Genomic DNA, 22,455 nt, shown 5'->3' with positions numbered 1-22,455 from the left:
CGCGCCGGATGAGTTCTGCAGAAGAACCGAAGCCAGCCCGGTAATGGGTTGGCCAGCCAGAGGGGAGGACCCTGAGTGGGCATTGCCCGCATCAAGCCGATGCGGGCAGCGTCCCTGGCTGCCGATCGGCGGTTCCAGGGAACAAGGGTGAGGCGCTCCATGGTTGCAATCGTCAGCGGCAATAGTCTGGGTTTGAGTTTGAGTTCGCTGGCTACCTTGGGCCAACGCGGCCAAGTGGGAATGGCGGGGCAGGGGCGCAGCGGCGAGCAGGCCTACGTCAACGCCGCTACCGGCAACCTCGTGCTGCAGACCCGCGATGAACTCTTGCTGGGCCGCGGGCCGGACACCGTCAGCCTGCGCACCTACAACAGCCAGGGCCTGCTCAGCGACGACAACGCCGACAACTGGGCCGTCGGCGCCTTTGGCCAGCGCATGCTGCTCACCGGCACCGTGGCCACCGCAGGCAGCACCCTCACCCGCACCGACCGCGACGGCGCCCAGGCCGTATACACCTGGGACGCCGCCAGAAGCCTCTACGTGAGCACTGCCGGCTCCGGCGCCTTCGACACCATCGCCTACGACGCGGGCGCCTCCCAGTTCGTCTGGACCGACGGCGACAGCGGCCTTGTCGAGCGCTACCAATCCACCGGCCAAGGCCGCCTCGTCTCCGCCACCGACGCCAACGGCAACACCGTCAGCTACGCCTACAACACCAACGGCACCGTGCAGTCGGTCACTGGTGCCAACGGCGAAGTCACCTACTACGACTACAGCGGCACCAACCTCACGCAGATCCGCACCGTCAGCGCCGCAGGCGCCACCTCCACCCGCGTGCGCTACGCCTACGACGGCCTCAACCGCCTGACCAAGGTCACCGTCGACCTCAGCCCCGACGACAACAGCGTGGCCGACGGCCAGACCTACGTCACCACCTACACCTACGAGGGCGCCAGCCGGCGCGTGGCCAGCGTCGACCAGGGCGACGGCACGCGCCTGGCTTTCACCTATGTGCTGGCCGATGGCGTCTACAAGGTCCAGAGCGTTACCGACGCACTGGGCGCCGCCACCACCTTTGCATACAACGCCGCCGCCGGCACCACCACCGTCACCGATGCGCTCGGCGCATCCGCCGTCTACCTCTACGACGCGCAAGGCCAGCTCGTCCAGGTGCGCCAAGGCGTCACCGCGGCCAACACCACCGGGCTGAGCCAGGTCAGCTATATCTACGACGCCGCGGGCAACGTCACCCTCGTCACCGATGGCGAAGGCCACAAGGTGGCGCTCACCTACGACGAGAGCGGCAACCTCCTGAAGGAGGTTGATGCCGCCGGTGACACCCGCACGCGCACCTACGGCGCGGCCAACCAGCTGCTCACCGACACCCTCTACGCCGATGCCGCCGTGAGCCGCGGGGCCTTCAGCAAGGAGGCCGCGCTGCCCGAGACCGTGCGCTACGTCTATGCGCAGAACAACCCCTACCAGCTGCGCTTCGTCGTCAGCGGCCAGGGCAACGTCACCGAATACAGCTATGACGCCTACGGCCTGCGCACCAGCGCCGTCGAATACGCAGGCGCGCCGTACGACACCGCCGCCCTCGCGCAGACGGCCGTCCCCACCGAGGCGCAGATGGTCACCTGGCGCCAGGGCCAGGACCTCACGCGCAGCCAGCGCACCGACTACACCTACGATGGCCGCGGCGAGCTCCAGACCGCCACCACCTACGGGGCCATCAATGCCAGCGGACAGGGCGATGCCGCCACCGCCGCCACCACCCAGTACATCTACGATCCGCGCGGCCTGCTGCTGCAGACCATCGCGCCGGCCATTGCCGGCGGTACAGCCGCCGTCACCACCTACACCTATGACGGCTTGGGCCGGCTGCTCTCCGCGAGCGGCCCTTCGCTCGACGGCGGCGTCACGCCCAACACCACCATCACCAGCTACGACGACGCCAACGGCAAGACCAGCGTCACCCTGGCCAACGGGCTGGTCACCATCTCGGCCTACGACAAGGCCGGGCGCCTCGTCAGCATCACCCAGACCAGCGTGGGCACCGGCGTGCTCGGCACCACCAGCTACGCCTACGACAAGGACGGCAACCTGCTGATGACGCAGGACCCGACCGGCGTGCGCCAGTGGATGCTGTACGACGCGGCGGACCGCAAGATCGCTGACATCGATGCGACCGGGGCTGTGATCGAGTATGTGTACAACGCCAATGGGCAGCTGCGCGAAACCATCGCATACACGACGCGCATAGGCACGGGCGCTCTGGTCGACGGGTCGGGCATGCCGACCATCGCGTGGAGCGCGACGAACACCACGACCAGCCTGGCCGCATTGCGCCCGGCCGGCACGGCGCAGGACCAGAAGGTCTGGCGCTTCTACGACACGGCCAACCGGCTGACCTGGCAGGTCGATGCGCTGGGCTACGTCACCCAGACAACCTATGACGGCGCCTCGCGCATCCTGTCGGTCACGCAGCTGGCCAATCCGATTGATGTGACGCAGTTGGGCAATGGCGCCAATGTGCAGATCCTGGTGGATGCGGCGACGGTGGGCGGCGTCACGCTCACTGTCAATGCCAGTCCGGTGCCGCTCGGCTCATCAGTCACGCTCACGGCCACCATCGCCGGCACAAATCCCGGCGGCATGGTGACCTTCTTCAGCGGCGAGACAGTCATCGGCAGCGCGCCGGTAGTCAATGGCGTGGCCACGCTGTCCACGACAGAGCTGCCCATCGGTGTCGACAGCATCCGCGCCGCCTACTCGGGCGATACGCTGCGGCCCGCGAGCATCTCGCCCGTTGTCCAGAAGACGATCACCGGGGCGACTACCAGCACTGCGCTGAGTTTCTTGCCAAGTCCTGCGAGCTATGGTCAGGTGGTCACAATGTCTGCAGCGCTGACCACCGCGCAGCCTCCCGGGCTGGCGCCAGCTACGGGAGAGGTGAGGTTCTATAGCGGCATCACACTCATCGGTACAGCCACGATCGTCAATGGACTGGCGATGCTGACGACCAACGGCCTGCCTGTAGGCAGCTTGAGCATCCGTGCGGAGTATGCGGGGGACACCACGCATGCGGCGGCAACGTCCTATCAAAAAAGCCTCACTGTCAATCCGAATCCCACCAAGACCACGCTCCTGGTTTCGGGTAGTGGTTCCATATTGAATCTGAATGCGACCGTGGGCACGGCTTCTGGCCTCTCCACGTCGCCAAGCGGCACAGTGACCTTCTATAACGGCACCACGGCGGTGGGTACGGCCACGCTGGTCAATGGGGTTGCATCGATCCAGATTGCGGGGCCTGCGAGTGCCGCGGCTTTCAAAGTCGTGTACAGCGGCGATGCGAACAATGCCGCCAGCAATACCTTGGGGCCAAACGGTTTAACCATGCCCTCGCCGACAACGACGACGCTGACGGCCTCCGCGACGAGCGTGACACAGGGCCAGCCTGTGACCCTGACGGCGAATGTGAGCGGGGCCGCTGCCAGCGGCATGGTCACGTTCTTCGCGGGCACGCAGCTCCTGGGCGCGGCGCAGGCTACCAATGGCGTAGCGACTCTGGTGACGAGCTATCTGCCGCTTGGAAACAGTGTTCAGTTGAACGCAGCTTATGCGGGCGATGCCAACAACGTGGCAAGCGCTGTCGTCAGCGGTCCGACTATCCAGGTGATGGCGGGTTCTGCCAATGTGTCGGCGCCAACGGTCCGGACCACCGGGGTTTCATTTTCCCTGTACGGCACTATCCAAGCGGGATACCCGTTCGTGGCACTGATGCAGGTTACCGGCTCAGGCAGTGCCACTGGGACGTTCAATGTCTTTGACGGACAGACACTCATCAGCAGCTTTGCCTCTACAGGGGGATTAGGTGGCACGATCGGCGTGCCGGCCCTAAGTGTGGGGACTCACAATCTGACGATCATCTATTCGGGGGACGCGTACCGGCAGGCGGCGGTGACGACCAGCCAGGTGGTCGTGCCGCCGGGTGCGATGACGATGACGTTGACATCCTCGGCGAGTCAAGCAACGACAGGCGCCGAGGTTACATTGACTGCGAAGCTAGCTCCGGACTTGACGGCCCTCAACAACGGAGCGCTAAGCAACCTGTCTTTCAACGGGCCGACCCTGACGGGTGCTGTCACGTTCTATCGAGATGGCACGGCCATTGGAACGGCCAACGTCGTCAACGGATTGGCAACGTTGAACATCAACAATCTGCCGTTGGGCACTGGCAGTATCACGGCGAGCTATCTGGGCGATGTCAACATCACCGCTGTCTCATCCGTCGCGTTGAATCAGCAGATTGTGGCTTCGACCCAGGTACAAGCAACCACCACCGTTCTCACAACGTCACAAGCTCAGGCCTCCTATGGAGCGGCAATCACACTGACGGCTAACGTATCGCGCAGTGGCGCAGCAGCCTCATCGTTCTCCGGAACCGTTGATTTTTTCAGTAACAACATCAGGATTGGATCGGCTTCCGTTGTTAACGGGCAGGCGGCGCTCACACTGAGCCAGTTACCGGTTGGTACCGATGTGCTGCGCGCTGTGTACAGCGGCGATGCTTTGAACGCAACCAGTCTTGCCGCCTTGAACCAGGTAATCAAGCCAGCAACGACCGTAACCACACTGACGGCCTCCGCGACGAGCGTGACACAGGGCCAGCCTGTGACCCTGACGGCGAATGTGAGCGGGGCCGCTGCCAGCGGCATGGTCACGTTCTTCGCGGGCACGCAGCTCCTGGGCGCGGCGCAGGCTACCAATGGCGTAGCGACTCTGGTGACGAGCTATCTGCCGCTTGGAAACAGTGTTCAGTTGAACGCAGCTTATGCGGGCGATGCCAACAACGTGGCAAGCGCTGTCGTCAGCGGTCCGACTATCCAGGTGATGGCGGGTTCTGCCAATGTGTCGGCGCCAACGGTCCGGACCACCGGGGTTTCATTTTCCCTGTACGGCACTATCCAAGCGGGATACCCGTTCGTGGCACTGATGCAGGTTACCGGCTCAGGCAGTGCCACTGGGACGTTCAATGTCTTTGACGGACAGACACTCATCAGCAGCTTTGCCTCTACAGGGGGATTAGGTGGCACGATCGGCGTGCCGGCCCTAAGTGTGGGGACTCACAATCTGACGATCATCTATTCGGGGGACGCGTACCGGCAGGCGGCGGTGACGACCAGCCAGGTGGTCGTGCCGCCGGGTGCGATGACGATGACGTTGACATCCTCGGCGAGTCAGGCGGTGACTGCCACGCAAGTCACGCTGACCGCAAGGCTCGCTGTAGACATGGCGGCCCTCAACAACGGAGCGCTAAGCAATCTGAATTTCAATGGGCCAGCCCCGAGCGGAACTGTCACGTTCTATCGAAATGGCACGTCGATTGGAACAGCGAGTGTCGTGAACGGAGTGGCAACGCTGAACACCAGCAGCCTGCCGTTGGGCACTGGCAGTATCACGGCGAGCTATTCGGGCGATACGAGCTACGCGGCTGTCAACGCAACGGCGATATCGCAGGTGATCGCATCTACGCCGGTAGCCACATTCACGACGCTTTCGCTGTCGACCACCGCGCCGACATATGGCAGCATGCTGACCCTTACGGCCGCCCCCACGGGCCAGGGCAACCCGGCGAGCGGCACCGGCACCGTCAGCTTCTACGACGGCGCAGTCCTGCTGGGCACGGTGGCGCTGGCCAACGGCAAGGCCGTGCTCAGCGTAAGCAGCCTGGAGGTCGGCTCGCACACGATCAAGGCCGTCTATTCCGGCGACGCCAACAACGCCACATCCACCTCGTACGCCTATCCGAACGTTGCCAAGGCCCCGGCGCCCTTGACCAACCTCACGGCCGCCTCGATCACCCAGGACGGCAGCCTCTCGGTGCAGGTCGGCGGCATAGCGCCAAGCGGTTTCATCAGTTTCTACGAAGGCATCCGCCTGCTGGGCACCGCCCAGATCGTCAACGGCGTGGCCACCCTCGCGGGGGTGGCGTTGCCCCCGGGTACCCACAGCTTCACCGCCGCGTACTCTGGCGATGCGCACTACCTGGACGGCGAGATCAGCTTCACCCAGGTCATCCAGGGCACGCCCCTCACCACCATTTATGCGGCGCTGGACATCCTGCAGGACCGCACCGTCACCGAGTTCTACAACCGCGACGGCCGCCTGCAGGGCACCCTGGATGCCGAGGGCTACCTCACCGAATACAAGTACAACGCCGCCGGCGACTTGGTGCAGACCATCGGCTATGCCAACCGCGCGGCCAACTTTGCGAACGTGTCCGCGCGCATTGCCGCCGTGGCTATCGCGCGTGCCAGCTACAACCTCAGCGGCCTGCGACCCAGCACCAACAGCAGCGCCGACATCAACAGCTACAACTTCTACGACGCCCAGAGGCGCCTCGTGGGCCAGGTCGACGGCGAGGGCTATCTCACCGAGACCGTCTACGACACCCGCGGCAACGTCACGCAGACCAAGCGCTACGCCAACAAGGCTGTTGGCGTCAGCGCCACCCTGGCTTCCGTGCGCCCCGGTGCCAATGCCCAGGACCAGGCTGTCACCCAGACCTGGAGCGCGGCCAACCAGCTGCTCACCCGCACCAACGCCGAAGGCACCGTCACCCAGTTCGCCTACGACGGCGTGGGCCAGCTCGTCCAGGCGACCACCGCGCTGGGCTCCACCGAGGCCCGCACCAGCCGGCTGCGCTACGACATCCAGGGCCGCCTCATTGGCGAACTCGACGGCCGCGGCAGCGATGCCGTCGCCCTGGCCGATCCGCTCTCCCTGTGGGCGACCAACGGCCTCACCCACACCTACGACGCCGCCGGACGGCGCACCAGCACCACCGACGCCAACGGCCACCGCACGCTCTTCTTCTACGACCCCATCGGGCGCCTGGCCTACACCGTCAACGCCCTGGGCGAAGTCACCGAGAGCAAGTACAACGCCCAAGGATTGCTGGCCGAGCAGATCGTCTACGGCAGCCGCGTCGATGTCGCCACCCTGGGCGCCACCACACCGGGTGGCCTGAACACCGCCACGCTGGCCAGCCAGCTCGCCGCCGTGGCCGACGCCACCAAGGACACCCACGTCCTCTATAGCTACAACGCCACCGGCACCCGCGCCAGCACCACAGACGCGCTGGGCAGCGCTACCAGCTATTCCTACAACGCCTTCCGCGAAGCCACTGCCAGCAGCTATGCGCTGAAGAGCGGCTATGTCGTCACCGACACCGCCAGCTACGACCGCCGCGGCCTGCAGACCAAGAGCGTGAGCGATGCGGCCACCCTCGCCATCGCCCGGCGCCAGACCTACGACGCCTTCGGCCGCGTCATCGAGAGCTTCGACGGCAACAGCAACCGCAGCCAGGTGACCTACGACCGACTCGGCCGCATCGTTACCACCACCGACGCCCTCAACGTCCAGCGCGCCACCACCTACGACGCCTTCGACCGCGTGATCATGCAGTTCGATGCGCTGTTCAACCCGACCAGCTACAGCTACAACACCGCCAACCGCAGCACCACCGTCACCACGCCCGAAGGCGTGACGATGACCACCGTGCGCACCCGCCAGGGTCAGACCCAGAGCGTGACGGACGGCCGCGGCACAACCACCACCTACAGCTACGACAAGAGCGGCAATCTGCTGCAGGCCAGCACCCCGTCGGGCGCGGCCACCGTCACCACCGGCAGTACCTACGACAAGATCGGCCTCGTTCTCACCCGCACCGATGCCAATGGTGTGGTTACCAGCTACGCCTACGACGCTGTCAACCGCCTGCTCACCCGCGCGGTCGACCCCGCGGGCCTGAACCTCGTCACCAGCTACGGCTACGACGCCAAGGGCCAGACGGTGAGCGTCACCGACGCGCGCGGCGTGGTCACCGTCACGCAGTACGACCTCAACGGCCAGACCGTGCGCCAGGCCGTGGACCCCGCGGGCCTGAACCTCGTCACCACCTACGCCCACGACACCACCGGCCAGGTGCTCACCGTCACCGACCCGAACGGCAACGTTACCGCCTACACCTACGACGGCGCCGGCCGTCGCATCAAGGAGCAGGTCGACCCATCCACCGGCACGCATGCAGGCCTGAACCTCGCGCGCAGCTACGAATACGACGCGGCCGACAACGTCACGCGCGCCATCGACGCCAACGGCAACGCCACTCGCTACGCCTACGACGCCAACAACCGCCGGGTCTTCACGCTCGACGCGCTGGGCAACCTCTCCAAGCAGGAGTACGACGCCGAAAGCCGGGTGACCCGCCTGACCTCGTATGCGGTGCCCGTCGTCACCACGGGCCTGGGCAACGCCCCCACAGTTGCGCAACTGCAGGCCAAGGTGGTGGTCACGGCCGGCACCGATCTCACCGAGAGCCGCCGCTACGACCGCGATGGCCGCCTGCGCTTCAGCGTGGACGGCACCGGCGCGGTCGTCGCATACACCTACGACAAGGCCAACAACGTCATCGAGACGCGGGCCTACGCCAACCGCATCACCCTTGCAAGCTGGAACATCGCCAGCGATCCGGCCGTCACGGCCGATGCCGCGCGCGACGAGCGCGTGCGCACCGTCTACGACAGCCTGAACCGCGCCACCTGGAAGGTGGACGGCGCCGGCGACGTGGTCCAGTATTTCTACGACGCGAACGGCAACGTCACCGAGTCGCGCGCCTACGCCACGGCGCTGACCAGCGCGGCCTTCGGCAGCTGGAACGGCACCTCCGCGCCCGCCGTGACCGCCGATGCAACGCGCGACCAGCGCCTTCGCACCGTCTACGACACCGCCAACCGCGCCACCTGGCACGTCGATGCGCTGGGCGATGCCACCCAGTACGCCTACGACGCGAACGGAAATGTCGTCGAGACCCATGCCTACGCCAATCCGCTGGCAACCGCGGCGCTGGCCGCCTGGGATGGCCGCAGCGCGCCCGCGCCCGTGGCCGACGACGCGCACGATGCGCGCGTGCGCAGCGTCTACGACGCGGCCAACCGGCTGAGCTGGCGCGTGGACGGCACCGGGGCGGTGCAGCACACCGGCTACGACGCCAACGGCAACGTCACCAGCCAGCGCCAATACCTGAACGCCATTGCCTATGCGAGCGCCCCCGACAGCGTCGTGGCCAGCGACAGCGATCGCATGGTCGACTACCTGTACGACGCCGCCAACCGCCTGAACTACCAGCTGCGCTGGACCAACACCTCGGACCTGGCGAGCGGCATGGGCAACATGCGCGAGGTCACCTCCTACGCCTATGACGGCGTGGGCCGCCTGGTGCGCCAGACGGCGCATGCCTGGCCGCTGTTTGACTACGTTGCCAACGACATCGGCTCGGTCTTCGGCAACCTCACCGTGGCGCCGGATCTGGATCAGTCCCGCTTCATCGTGTATGACGCCGCGGGCCGCCTGCGCTACGACGTCGATGGCGTGGGCGCCGTCACCCGCAACAGCTATGACGGTACGGGCCGCTTGATCCGCACCGAGCAGTTCGCCCGCGCGATCGATCTGGGCTTCGACGGGGTCGTCAATGGCTACGCCTTCGCCGCGCCTTCGGCGGCCAACGTGGAAGCTCTCCTGCAACCCGATGCCGCCACCGACCGTGTCACCGCCTTCGCCCACGACGGCGCCGGCCGTCGCACCTTCACGGTCGATGCCCTGGGCGGCGTTGGCCGGGTTGTCTACGACGCCTTCGGCAACGTCACCCAGCAAATCGCCTATGCCAATCCCATCGCGCCGCCCGGCGCCGCCACGGCCTACACCGACGCCGCGTTGCAGGGAACGGTCTCGGCCAATGCAGGGGCCGACCGCATCCAGCGCACCGCCTACGACCAGGCCAACCGCCTGGTCTTCAGCGTCGATGCCCAGGGTGGCACGACCGAATCCATCTACGACGGCCTCAGCCAGGAAGTCGAGACGCGCCGCTATGCGCGAGCGATCGGCACCACGGGCCTGAGCACCACGGCCAGCCCCGCAGACATCCGCGCGCGCCTGAGCCTGGACCCCGCCAACGACCGCATCTCGCGCCAGGTCTTCGACGCCGCGGGGCGTTCTATTTACGGCGTCGACCCGCTGGGCTTCGTCAGCCGGACCGACTACGACGGCCTGGGCCAGGTGCGCAGCACCATGCAGTACGCACTGGCCATTCCGTCCAGCACCGCCAGCACGGCGGCGGCCGTTGCCGCTGCCGTCGTCGTGAGCCCCAACGACCGCAGCACGAGCTACAGCCGCGACGCTGCCGGGCGCGTGCTCTCCAGCACCGACCCGATGGGCTTCACCGAGGCCTGGAGCTACAACCCCCTGGGCGACAAGACCAGCTACACCAACGCCAAGGGCTCGGTGTGGAACTACGGCTACGACCGCGCCGGGCGCATGCTGGTGGAAGTCTCGCCGCAGGTCGAGCTCACCGCGGTGATGCCGGGGGCCGACGGCCGCCTGACGGTGAACGCGGCGGCCAGCGGGGTGGGCAGCGTCATCACCCATCTGAGCTACGACGCCTTCGGCCAGCTGCGCAGCCGCATCGAAGCGGTTGGGCGCCCCGAGCAGCGCATCACCAGCTACGAGTACGACCAAGTGGGCCGTCAGGTCCGCGTCATCTACCCGCCCGTGGGCGTGTACACCGGCGCCGAAGACATCACCACCAACGGCGACGGCATTGGCGACAGCGGCGTGGCCGCGCGCGTCGAGCAGACCCAGGCCCTTTACACCCAGACCACCTACGACGCGCTGGGCAACGCCGTGGCCAACCGCGACATCGGCGGCAAATACAGCTACAAGACCTACGACCTCGTCGGCCGCGTGGCCCATGAGGTCGATGCGCTGGGCTTCGTCACCGGCTACGCCCGCAACACCTTCGGCGATGCCATCCGCCTCACGCGCTACGGCGCCGCCAGCGGCTTGGCCGCGGGCAATCCGGCCAGCCTTGGCAACGCCCAGGTGCAGGCCACCGTGGCCGGCCTGAACCATGATGCCGACCGCACCCTGCTGACCGACTACGACCGGCTGGGCCGCGCCATCCAGGTCACCGAACCCAACGTGTACGTGCACGACAACAGCCTGGCTTCTGGCCAAGGCTTCATGGCCGGCAAGACCACGCGCAACACCTACGACACCTTCGGCCAACTGGCCCAGGTGGCGCAGCTTAAGAGCGCGGGCAATTGGACGCTCACCAGCAACTACTACGACAAGCGCGGCCAGCAGGTCGGCAGCGTCGATGCCTTGGGCTACGTCACCACCCAGGCTTTCGACAGCGCGGGCAACGTGGCCGTGCACACCGAGTACGCCACGGCCGTGACCGCCTGGGCCGGCACCGGCAGCCTGGCGGGCTGGACCGGCGCGGTCAATGCCGGCGGAACGGCGCCTACCCCCGCTACCGATGCGGTGAACGACCGCCGCACCGAAACCGCCTACGACCGCAACAATCGCAAGACCAGCGAAACGCGCAAGAACGTCGAGTACAGCACCGCGTCCGACGGCACCAGCCTGCGCGGCGACCTCACCACCGGCTATGGCTACGACGCGGTGGGCAACCTCACGCGCACCACCGATGCGGCGGGCGCCTCCACCTACAGCTACTACGACGCGCTGGGCCGCGTCACTGCCGTGGCCGAGCCCACGCGCACCAGCACCGAGAGCGGCGCCGCCATCACGCCGCTGACCGTGTTCCGGCGCGACGCCTACGGCAACGTCGTGCTCAAGACCGAGTATGTCAACGGGGCGGATGCCAATGGCAATCCGATCGCGCCGAACGCGCTCGGCCCCGTCGCCGCGCCGAACCCGCAGCTGGCCGCACTGGCCGCCGACGGCTGGGCGAACATTGGGCCGGCAGGCTACTTCTCCCCCGTGCCCTTCGCGGGCGGCGTGGCGATTTACCAGCTCCATGCCACGCTCTTCCCGGACCTCTACAAGTACGTCTCGGAAGCGGAGTTGGCTGCCAATCTGGCGCCGATGAACGGCATCGTCCTCTGGGGCGAAGCCACGCCCATGGGCTATGCGCAGGCCACGCAGAGTCCGGGCACATTGCCGCTGTACCGGATGCGGCAGAAGGCCGACTTGGAGTTCACCCAGTTGGTGGCCGACCCCAATGAAATTGCGCGGCTGCAAGGCCTTGGCTGGACGCAGGATCGCGATGCCGCCGGCAACCCGCTCGTCCTGGGCTACCTGGGCGCGTCGGCCGGGGGCGCCATGGATACGCCGCTGCAGGTGGTCATGAAGTTGCTGCCCTTCATCGATCCCAGCGATGGCATAGCCATCTACGGCGAGGAACACCGCTACCTGGCAGGCACCGTCACAGTCGATCCCTATGCCGATGCGGCCCGGTACGCCGACCTCATGGCCCACACCGACCGCACCAGCTACGCCCAGTACGACGCCTTCGGCCACATGGTGCAAAGCACCGACGCCATGGGCGCAAGCCACTTCAGCTCCTACAACCGCCAGGGCCTGATCGCCAAGGAGTGGCAGGGCGTCACCGACAACGAAGGTGCCACGCGCACCCTGTACCGCGCCTACCAGTACGACGACCTGGGCCGTCAGACCCACGTGATCGACCCCGGCACCGCCAGCGACAACGCCAGCTACGTCAACGGCGCGGCCGCCGCCAGCGGCGTCTACGTGACCAACCCGCAGGCCAGTGCCACGTTGGGCAGCTACGCGCTCGACGAAGACGGCGTCACCATGGTCGACGAGGTCGGCGTTCCCGTTGTCGAGTCCTACGGCAGCCTCACGCTCACCCAACTGGCCAACATCGTCAACACGCAGGGCGGGCCGTTCCAGGTCCACTTCGACTTTGTCACGCCCGAAGTGATCGGCGGGGAGAGCAGCCCCACCATCGAACCCGGCCACGCCGTCACGCACACCCAGTCCTTCCTGCCCGATGCAGCCGCTTCGGCAGGCGGGGTGGAACTGGTGCCCAACGAGCCCATGGCCAGCGTCACCGCCATTCGCATCTTCCAGCAGGACGGCGCGGGCAACTGGGTGCTGCTGTGGCAGGGCACGCCGGCGCAGGCCAATGGCCAGACCAGCCTGGGCGGCGGAGTCGGGCAACCCGGCGCCACCGGCGCCGTGGTCGACACCGCCATGGCCTACAACGCCTTCGGCGAGCTCGTGTCCAAGAGCGTCAACGGCCAGCCCGGCGAGTACTTCGACTATGACCTGGCCGGGCGCCTGTGGCGCACCAACGCCGGCGACGGCGTGGACAAGATCGCCCTTTACGACCTGCAAGGCCGCCAGAACGCGGAGATCCGCAGCGCCGGCAACGGCCGCGGCGACCTCGACCTGCGCAACAGCGTCGGCAACGCCGACCAGGCCGACCTCTTGGCCGACGTGCGCCGCACCGACACCACCTACGACCTGCTCGGGCACGTCACCCGCCAGGCGCTGGCCGAGCGCCGGGAGACCCAGGGCGGCGTGGCCGTTCACACCGCCCAACTGGGCGCCAGCATCACCGCCAGCAGCGGCCCGGGCGAGGATGTCTACGGCAACCCGGTCGCCTGGCGCGGCACCAACTCCGTCGCGCTCGACTGGTCCGGCTATCTCGCCGACCTGGGCAGCGGCCAGATCAAGGTCACGCTCAGCTACGCGCCCAAGGACGGCGCCGGCGGCGAAGGTGCCGTGCGCACCCTGAGCCAGGTCTTCAGCGCCGCCCAGGGCCTGAACGGCGTGGCCTTCAACTGGGCCGACGACGCCCATGCCGGCGAAGGCGGCATCCAGCGCATCGCCCACATCACCGTCGCCAAGCAGGACCAGTTCGGCAACTGGCAGACCCTGATCGAACGCGACAACGCCGGCTATGCCGGCCAAGCCGTGCACATCGCCGCACCCGGCGCCGCGGTCGGCCCGCCCCCGGGCTCCCAGGTGACCATGCAGCTGCGCCCCGCGGGCAGCACGGACGCCAATGCCTGGGCCGACGTGCCCCTGGTCAACTTCGGCGACAGCCTGCGCTACGACGCCTCCGGGCTGCCCCTGGGCGGCTACGAGTACCGCGTCTTCACCGCCCAGCCGGGCCAAGCCGCGCAGATCACCGCCACCGGCAGCCTGAACATCACGCCGCGCGTGCTGGCCACCATCGGCACCCCCACCGGCGTGAATGGTGCCGCCCAGACCCTCGAGTGGCAGGGCCCCGGCGCTGGCGATCTGCAGGTCATCCGCCTGCGCGTGGCCGGCTCCAGCGACCCGTGGGTGGAGCAGGCCATCGCCTACCCCGAGGGCAACGCGCACAGCGTGGTCAACCTCGCGGGCCTGGCCGCCGGCACCTATGAGTACGAGCTGCTGTGGACCCACCCGGGCGATGCCGGCCCCTATGCGCACGTCACCGGCCAGATCGGCAAGGTCGCGGGCGTGCCCGGCACCCCCGCCACGCCTGCCCAGGGCCTGCCGCACATCGAGGGCGTGGCGGTGGAATCGCGCCAGGAGGTGGTGGGCACCGACGAGCAGACCGGCCCCATCTACCAGACCGTCTACGTGGTGCGCGTGCCGCCCCCGCCGATCGGCTCCATCAGCGGCTTCTTCTACCGCATCAAGGGCTTCGGGTTGCCCTTCACGCCCATGGCGATCCAGCCGCGCGCGGACGGCAGCTGGGAAGCGAACATCACCGGCCTGCACCTGCCCACCGGCGTCTACGAATACGCCTACGGCTACTTCCCCGGCTTCGGGGCCGCGGCCACCAGCCAGGCCCTGGGCGACATGACCGTGGCCGCGGACGGCAGCGTCACCATCGTGGACACCACGCCGGCCTATGTGCCCGGCACCCCCGGCACGCCCGACACCCCGCCCCAATACAGCTGGGCCGCCACCGACCCCGGCCCCTACGCCCTGAGCCAGGACCCGCTGCTGGGCGGGCGCCAGATCGGCCAGAGCATCGGCCAGAACGGCACCGACGGCTGGCGCCGCCCCATCGTCAACCAGAACACCGACCGCTGGGGCAACGTGCTGAGCATCAGCGACCCGCGCTCGGCCAACTGGGTCACCAGCTACAGCTACAACGCCAACAACCAGCTCATCCGCCAGGTGCAGACCGACGCCTACGGTAACCCCGGCACGGACGGCAATGGCGCCATCGTCAACCCCGACGCCGTCGTCACCCGCATCTACTACGACCAGATGGGCCGCCAGGTGGCCGTGCGCGACGCCAACGACCACGTCAACGGCCAGCGGTGGGACGCCGGCGGCAACCTCGCGCAAGAGCTGCACGCCGACGGCGGCGTCATCAGCCACGCCTGGGACGCCTTCGGCGACAAGGTGCGCACCATCGATGCCATGGGCCAGGGCACCTGGTTCCTGCACGACAAGCTGGACCGCCTGGTGCGCACCACCCACACGGCCGTGGACATCTGGGGCTGGCCCACGCTCTTCGGCCCGGCGATGCTCGGCCAGGCCCAGATCAGCGAGACCAGTGCCTACGACCAGGCCGGTCGCCTCCTGCGCAGCACCAACGGCGCCGGCGAGACCCTGAAATACACCTGGGACCTGCGCGGCAACCTGATCCAGACCACCCAGCCGATGGGCCAGGCCACCCGCGCGGCCTACGACGCGCGCAACCGCAAGATCCTGGAGATCGACGCCAACGGCGCCCTGGCCACCTGGGCCTACACCTACTTCGGCCAGCTCGCGGGCCACAGCGACATCGGCGGGGCGAACTACAGCTACAGCTACGACAACGCCCGCCAGCTGACCCACCAGACCAGCACCCGCGGCCAGAACCTGGCCTACAGCCACGATGCGGCCGGCCAGCTCGTGCGCATCGACGACGCCAGCCTCGGCAAGGTCAGCCGCTACGCCTACGACCTGTCGGGGCGGCGCGTGCGCGAGCAAACCGAGCAGGGCGGCGTCACCTACCAGGACAACCGCATCGCCTACGACGCCCTGGGCCGCCTGCGCTGGGTGGCCGACACCCGCGCCTACCTCACCATCGACTACGACAAGGTGGGCAACCGCACCCACGTGGGCACCCGGCTGCGCGACCAGACCCTGAGCACCGAGCTGGCGGCCAGGCCGGTGGAGGAAGACCGCCAGCGCTACTTCCAGTACGACGCCATGAACCGCCAGACCGTGGTGGACGCGGTGGACACCAACGGCAACCTGGGCGCCGAGGGCCACCGGCTCACGTACGACCTCAATGGCAACCGCGCGAGCGACACCCGCAACGGCATCCGCATCGTCGAGCAGGGCGGCGCCGGCAGCGGCAGCGGCCAGTGGGCCGTCGAGGGCGGCGAGAGCACCGAGGTCTACGGCTACGACGGGCTGAACCGCCTCGTGAGCACCGTGCGCGACGGCGCCCTGGTGGAGGCGCGCGGCTACGACGCGGCCCACCGCGTCCTCAGCAGCGCGCCGGCCGGCCTGGGGGTGGACTACATCACCTTGCAGCGCCAGCAAAGCGTGGCCACCGGCAACGCGGCGCTGCAGGCGCGCCAGAGCCTGTACGACGCCAACGGCCGGATGGTGCACCAGAAGACCACCGAATACCTGGTGGCCGAGAACGCGGTGAACTACGACTACGACGCCGAGGGCAACGTGCTGGGCTACCTGGTGGCCGACACCGTCAACAACACCTTCACCCGCACCGCCAACACCGTGGTGCGCGCCGAGGGCTACCGCACAGCCGAGAGCGTCAGCGAAACCAAGAACGCGATCACCGGCGCGCTGATGACCCGGGGCGGCCTGGGCTACCACTACGACGCCAACGGCCACCTGAACGGCACCGGCGATGCGGGCCAGATGACCCATCCGACCTTGCGCACGCACAACTTCGTGAACGACGCGAACGGCAATGCCCTGTACGCCTACTACGCCTACGAGGGCACGCCCCAGGTGCACGCCAACGGCCAGCGCCAGCTGGTGGTCAACGGGGAGGTGCTGGGGCGCTACGGCCTCCTGGCGGACACCCGCTTCGAGGGCACGCCGCTGGCGCAGAACGGCCCGCTCTTCAGCGCCCAGAGCGACTTCAGCTTCGGCTACCAGCCCATCGACGGCAACTACCCCGCGGGCAGCCCGGGCACCTATGCGGTGGCCACGGGCGACACGCTGCAGAGCATCGCCCGGGGGGCGTACGGGGATGCGAGCCTGTGGTACCTGATCGCGGATGCGAACGGGCTGAGCAGCGATGCGGACCTGCGCACCGGGCAGGTGCTCAGGATTCCGACAAGGGTGGGGAGTGCGGACAACGCGAGCACCTTCAGGCCGTACGACCCGAGCAAGATTGCGAGCGACTCGGCCACGATGATGGCGACGCCGCAGGCCGAGGACGACGGCTGCGGGGTGGTGGGGCAGATCATCATGGTGGTCATTGCCGTGGTGGTGACGATCTACACCGGTGGGGTCGCGGGCGCCATGCTGGGCTCCGTGTTGAGCCAGGCGGCCGGCGTTGCGATGGGAAATCTGGAGGAGATCAGCTGGAAGCAGGTGGCGCTGGCCGGCTTAAGTGCAGGCATCGGTGCCGGGGTGAGCGAAGTGATCGGTCCGAGCATCCAGTCCATCACCGAAAGCGCGCTGGCGACGCGCATCGTGACGGTCGCAATCTCGAATGCCGTGACGCAGGGCATTGCGGTCGCGACGGGGCTGCAGGACAGGTTCGACTGGCGGGGGGTGGCGGGCAGCGCGATCGGTGCGGGCGTGGGGATGGGCCTCAACCTGGCCATGGACTACAACCCGTCGGTCGGCGGCTTCGACGTGGGCAAGAGCCTGGTGTCGGGTCTGGGCGGGAGCATCGTGGGGCAGGTGGTGCGCGGGGGCAAGGTCAGCGCCGCCACGCTGGCTGCGGACGCGTTTGGCAATGCGTTGGGGGACAGTCTCGCAAGGGCCAATGGGCAGCAGGCCGACCCGCTTGGTGAATTCATCGCGAAGAACCAGCAATCGTGGGACACGCGCGCTGCGGCCTATGACCAGATCGTGGGGGCCTTCAGCCAACCTGGCGGCAATCGGTCTGCCGGCGTACAGCTTGCGGCCGGTCCTGGCTACAGCGGCATGGGTACAGGCAGCGGCCGTGAGCAGAACATCGATCGCATGCTCGATCTGGCCAATAGGCCCGAGTCGGGTGGAACGTGGAGCAGCATGGGTGCCGATGGCGTGCCGCGCGTGGGCTTCGGTGTGTTTGGGCAGGCTGAGAGCATTCGCAGCGACGACGGGCGCGGCTTCATCGATGAAGTCAGGAGTGCGACGGAAGGGTCGATCAATCAGGGGGGCGCGATGGGCACGCCGTTGCCGCCATCTCCGTACCGATGGGTATCAAACGAATTGGTCGATGGCGATCTTGTTCGAGGGCATTGGGCAGACGCTCCACAAAATGTCCGGCCCGGTGACTCGATTCGTGCGCTGAGCGACAGCGAGGCCTTCTTCGCATTCAACCCGCTCGGCCGCACGCTCAGCGGCGTCGGCACCGGCCTCGAAAACATGGCCATGGGCATGGTCAACCTGGGCAAGCAAGCGGTGCTGACAGCCAGCGATGCCATCGGCACGGGCGTGTACGGGTTGAACAATGCGCTGGGCGGACGGCCAATGAGCTACCCGCTGGACAGCGCGTTGGGGCGCTCGTTGCAAACGCAGGGGTTCGGGCCGACTGCGTTGAACACGGCGGGCGGCTTGATGCGCGGTCTTGCATCACCGGTCACCGCGCCGTTCGGTGCGCTGTACCGGCAGGACCCGAGAGCATTCGGGGAGAGCTTGCCCGGGACGGTGCTGGCGGCAGCGCCATTGCTCAGGGGTGGAGCGGTGGTGGCGGACGCGGCAGGTACGTCTTCCAATGTTGGGCGTGTGGCTGGCGTTGTAGACGGCGCGGGGGAGACGGTGACAGTCTTCCGAGTTCAAGGAGGAACGCCGCCCCTCGCAAGCCGTCAGTTGATTACCATTGACGAGAACGGTAACCCGCTGATTAACCGGACGACGCTGACTATCAGCATCGGTGACCCAGCCCATGCAGAGTACTTCCTGAGCAAGCGGCCGGGAGCGAACGTCACGTCGTTCGAGATTCCAAAATGGATGGGCGACTTCATCGGCGAAGAGGCCATTCCGCAGGCTGGATATAGAACCAATCCAGCCAACCAGGGCGGCTTGGCTCCAAAGGTGGTTGACCCCACGACGCCGGGTCGCTCCTATGAGTTGCCAGACATTTGGGGACAATGGCTCCAAGAAGTGGCCATACCTGGGTCAGGCAGAGTTACGAAAGGTGGCGGATGAGCAGCATGGATGTTGAAGTTGTTGTGGTCGCCGTTCGCTACGAGGGCCGCATTCGCTGGTTCCGGTGCGACCGGGACTGGTGGGTCATGGACGTGAACAAATGGCGTAACGAGTTCATCCAGAACGGATATGACGTGCCGGAATTCAACGATGCATATCGCTTCGGATTTAAGGTCGTAAACGAAAAGAATGCGGCTGAATTCTTGGCGTGCTTGAAAGATTACGAAGTCGCGCCGGACACGCTGGCAATGGAGCTTGCCAAGCGATACCAAACGGCCCGTTCTTGGTGGGATGTGGGTGACCTGTTCCCGATAATGTTTGTCGATTTCGACGGGCGGGAGGTCGGCGCCTTCTACTCGCAGGGCGCTGCGATGGAGCGGTATGTGCCGGATGGGTGGACTGGTCGGTTTATCGACTTCGTGACCGAATATCCCGAAGAAGCGTTCCCCACGTCGAGCAAGTTCTGGGTGAAAGGCGGCGTTGATTTGCTCGCGCTGCTGAACAAGCGCGGCGCCGAGGGCGGCTGAGGATGGCGTTAGCAGTTAAAAGGTAAAAAGCCCTCACCATCCTAGTCGTTGGCTGAGGTTTGTTAGGGCTTCATCTTCTCAAGAGTTGAAGCCTCCACAAAACCCGGAGCGATTCAAGGCCGGCCGCTGAGCGCGAATGGTGAGATGTCCCTTGCGCCTACAAGCGCAATCCTGTTGATGCGGCGTAGGGCAACTCGATCGGTAGTGCTGCGCGTGCCATGTTCAGTTCTTTGCTCAGAACGAGGGAATGAATGTGGTGGGCTGTCGCCGTCACCTCGGTAATCTTGCGAATCCATTGCCGCACATAAAGCTCAACAGCCTCCTTGCTCAGGCCAATCTGAATGGCCCGATGCTCCAATGGCTGCAAATGCAAATCGCGCTCCGGATCCCATTGCACCCGCACCGGGCAGCGCTGCTTGAGCTCGGCGTAGGCATCCATCGACATGCCTGCTGGCGAGTGGCTCGGACAGCTATGGGCCAAAGCCCACTCGAAGCCCTCGCGCGTGATGTCGATCGCCAGAATGCGCTTCTGGCCTTCGTCCTTCAACCCCCAGCCGGCGCGGTACATCATCCAGAGGAAAGAAGGCTTGATCCACGTCATGCGCTCCAGCTTGAACGGTGGCGAGATGAAGCGGCCATGCGCCAGAGCAGAGTCGGCAATCGCATCGCTGTACGCCTGATAGACCCGAATGGTGTCGGCGTCGTACATGGCACGGATTTGTTGCTGGGGAATCACGTCGGTCTTCATGCGTGCATGCCTGTTCAGTAGCAGCTAAAAAAATATATGCCTCGCCCAACCCCTTGGCCGCCGAGTGCCGGGGTTCTGTGGTCGCAAGCTGCGACCACCCTGGGCGCGTCATCGGTGTGTCGTCTGTCAGCCCGTGCGCGCCTTGCCCTTGGTCGCCTTCTTCTCCTCGGGCGTCACGAACCCGATCGGCCGCTTCGGTGGATCGGGTGGCATCGTCAGTTCCCTGACCGCCTCGAAGAGCTGCCTCAGCTGATTGCGCGTGTTGCGGCTGAACGTGTCGTGGCTCAATTCCAGCCGCTCCGTCTTCTCCTCGATCTCGGCCAGCCGCTTGGCCAGGTCCTCATGCAGACTCGCCGCCTGGCGCAGCCGCACGAACGCGCGCACCACGTAGATGCCCATCTCGACGGCCTGGCTTGAGGCCAGGATATTGGCCAGCGCCACCGCCCCGAACTCCGTGAAAGCAAACGGCAGCGATCTGGAAAACTTCAGCTTCGAGAGGTGGTCACAGTTTGTGACCACCTCGGCCTTCTCGGCCGCGTCCAGCTGGAACATGAAGTCCGACGGAAAGCGCCCCGCGTTGCGCTTGACGGCCTGGTTCAGCGCCTTGGTCGGCACGCCATAGAGCTCTGCCAGATCGGCGTCGATCATCACCTTCAGGCCGCGCAGCAGCTGGATGCGCCCCTCGATGCGCGGCAGCAGCGCGCCGGCTGTTCTTGTCGTTGTTGTCGCCATGCGTTCCCTGGTCTTGTCTTCCGGTCTTTGTTCTTCAGTGGCTGGCCTGCGCCAGAACCGTCTCCAGCATCTGCGAGACGAACTGCTGCTTGGTCTTTGGCAGTTGCTCCACCGCATCGATTTGCTGGTGCAGCCGCGACACCGGCCCGCGCCTGGTGGTACCGCGCCGCGTGGTGCCGGCAGCGGCCGGCTGCGTGTTCTGGCCCATCAGTTTAGCCCGGCCCTAAGCATTTCACGCGAAGTGCGGATGCATTGACGGCGACCCTGAGCACCCAGCTGGTGGCCGCGCCGGAGCAAGACAGCCAGCGCTACTTCCAGATTGGCGGAGTCGCGCTTATGTCCAGACTCGACTGTCAAGAAATAAATTCCTTGATGCTTCACAGCTAGACACCCGTCATCTCGCCCGAGCAAGTTACTCGAAAAGCCGCCCTTGTACTTGCCCCTTGGCATACTCTGGCGAACACTCCGTCTCTCATTCATCCAAGGTAGGCACGATGCCGAACGCAAGAAAAATCGTCAATCTGGGCATCGCCACTCCGGCATACAACAACACGGTGCTAATGAGCTATGCGAACACGCTGTTCGGCATTCAGGCGGCGGCAATGAACGCGGGGATCGGGTGCCGGCTGCTGTGGTCGTCGAGTTCGAGTGTGATCGCGGTCGCGCGGAATTTGCTTGTCGACGAATTCTTGCGTGATGATCGCCTGTCTCATCTGTTGTTCATCGACGCGGATATGGCCTTTCCGCCGGAGGATTTGATGCGCATGTTGGCAGCCAGTGAGTCGCTGGAGCCTCACGACGTTGTTGCGGCCATCTGTCCCCGCAAGCGCTTGAACTGGGAGCGTGTGATGGCGGCAGCACGCATGCAGCCTCAACTGGCAAGTGAGGGTCTGGCCACGCTGGCCGGGTCGTTCGACGGCATGTTCAAGCCGCTATCGGGACGGATGGAGGATGTGTTCGAAGATCGTCCTGTGGAAGTCGAGGCGATCGGGACGGGCGCCATGCTGATAAGTCGCTCCGCTCTAGAACACCTGATGGCGCACGGGGTTCAGCGCGTCAGGATGGGATCGCAGCAAATCGAACTGAATGTGTTTTTTGAAGAGACCGTGGTCAACGGCTTCCATACCTCGGAAGACATCTCTTTTTGCCACAAGGTGCGCCGCGCGGGTGGGCGAGTGTGGGGCGTTCCATGGTTCCGCGTGACGCACGGCGGCAATTACGACCACATCGGGGATATCGGTGCCATCTCGCGAGCCCATATGGCGCTGTAACGGCGAT

6 protein-coding genes are annotated in these 22,455 nt (G+C 66.3%); 3 read left to right on the top strand and 3 right to left on the bottom strand.

Annotation, left to right across the window (positions count from 1 at the left end; all coding sequences use genetic code 11):
• Positions 1-159 precede the first annotated feature (159 nt).
• Positions 160-19,170 (top strand): Ig-like domain repeat protein, encoded by a 19,011-nt coding sequence (locus BLR24_RS27260; protein WP_175543366.1) that lies wholly within the window; start codon positions 160-162, stop codon positions 19,168-19,170.
• Entirely contained in the window at positions 19,167-19,697 is a 531-nt protein-coding gene (locus BLR24_RS27255; RefSeq protein ID WP_217636346.1) for a hypothetical protein, read from the top strand. The genes BLR24_RS27260 and BLR24_RS27255 overlap by 4 nt, the downstream gene beginning before the upstream one ends.
• Positions 19,698-19,854: 157 nt before the next feature.
• Here the strand turns inward: BLR24_RS27255 and BLR24_RS27250 are convergent, their stop codons facing one another.
• From BLR24_RS27250 to BLR24_RS31145, 3 genes are all read right to left on the bottom strand, one after another.
• Positions 19,855-20,445: a DUF4291 domain-containing protein gene (locus tag BLR24_RS27250; protein ID WP_093023288.1), complete on the bottom strand. Its 591-nt coding sequence runs from the start codon at positions 20,443-20,445 to the stop codon at positions 19,855-19,857.
• A 126-nt stretch (positions 20,446-20,571) separates the two neighbouring features.
• Positions 20,572-21,177 (bottom strand): ORF6N domain-containing protein, encoded by a 606-nt coding sequence (locus tag BLR24_RS27245; protein ID WP_093023287.1) that lies wholly within the window; start codon positions 21,175-21,177, stop codon positions 20,572-20,574.
• Between the two features lie 34 nt (positions 21,178-21,211).
• Positions 21,212-21,385, bottom strand: coding sequence for a hypothetical protein (locus BLR24_RS31145; RefSeq protein ID WP_254787612.1), 174 nt, complete (start codon positions 21,383-21,385; stop codon positions 21,212-21,214).
• A gap of 286 nt (positions 21,386-21,671) precedes the next feature.
• Here BLR24_RS31145 and BLR24_RS27235 point away from each other — a divergent pair, with 286 nt between their 5' ends.
• The gene (locus BLR24_RS27235) at positions 21,672-22,448 is read left to right on the top strand and encodes a glycosyltransferase family 2 protein (RefSeq protein ID WP_093023285.1); all 777 of its coding nucleotides are present in this window, start codon (positions 21,672-21,674) and stop codon (positions 22,446-22,448) included.
• Positions 22,449-22,455: the final 7 nt, after the last annotated feature.

Origin of the sequence: Variovorax sp. OV700, from assembly GCF_900099805.1 — a bacterium.
In the GTDB taxonomy this organism is placed as follows: Bacteria; Pseudomonadota; Gammaproteobacteria; order Burkholderiales; family Burkholderiaceae_C; genus Variovorax.
The sequence above is the reverse complement of the archived record's forward strand: the minus strand, read 5'-3'. Positions and strand labels throughout refer to the sequence as shown.

Excerpts from the sequence above, each read along its gene's own strand:
- BLR24_RS27260 (WP_175543366.1), top strand. The coding sequence starts at position 160 with ATGGTTGCAATCGTCAGCGGCAATAGTCTGGGTTTGAGTTTGAGTTCG.
- BLR24_RS27255 (WP_217636346.1), top strand. The coding sequence starts at position 19,167 with ATGAGCAGCATGGATGTTGAAGTTGTTGTGGTCGCCGTTCGCTACGAG.
- BLR24_RS27250 (WP_093023288.1), bottom strand. The coding sequence starts at position 20,445 with ATGAAGACCGACGTGATTCCCCAGCAACAAATCCGTGCCATGTACGAC.
- BLR24_RS27245 (WP_093023287.1), bottom strand. The coding sequence starts at position 21,177 with ATGGCGACAACAACGACAAGAACAGCCGGCGCGCTGCTGCCGCGCATC.
- BLR24_RS31145 (WP_254787612.1), bottom strand. The coding sequence starts at position 21,385 with ATGGGCCAGAACACGCAGCCGGCCGCTGCCGGCACCACGCGGCGCGGT.
- BLR24_RS27235 (WP_093023285.1), top strand. The coding sequence starts at position 21,672 with ATGCCGAACGCAAGAAAAATCGTCAATCTGGGCATCGCCACTCCGGCA.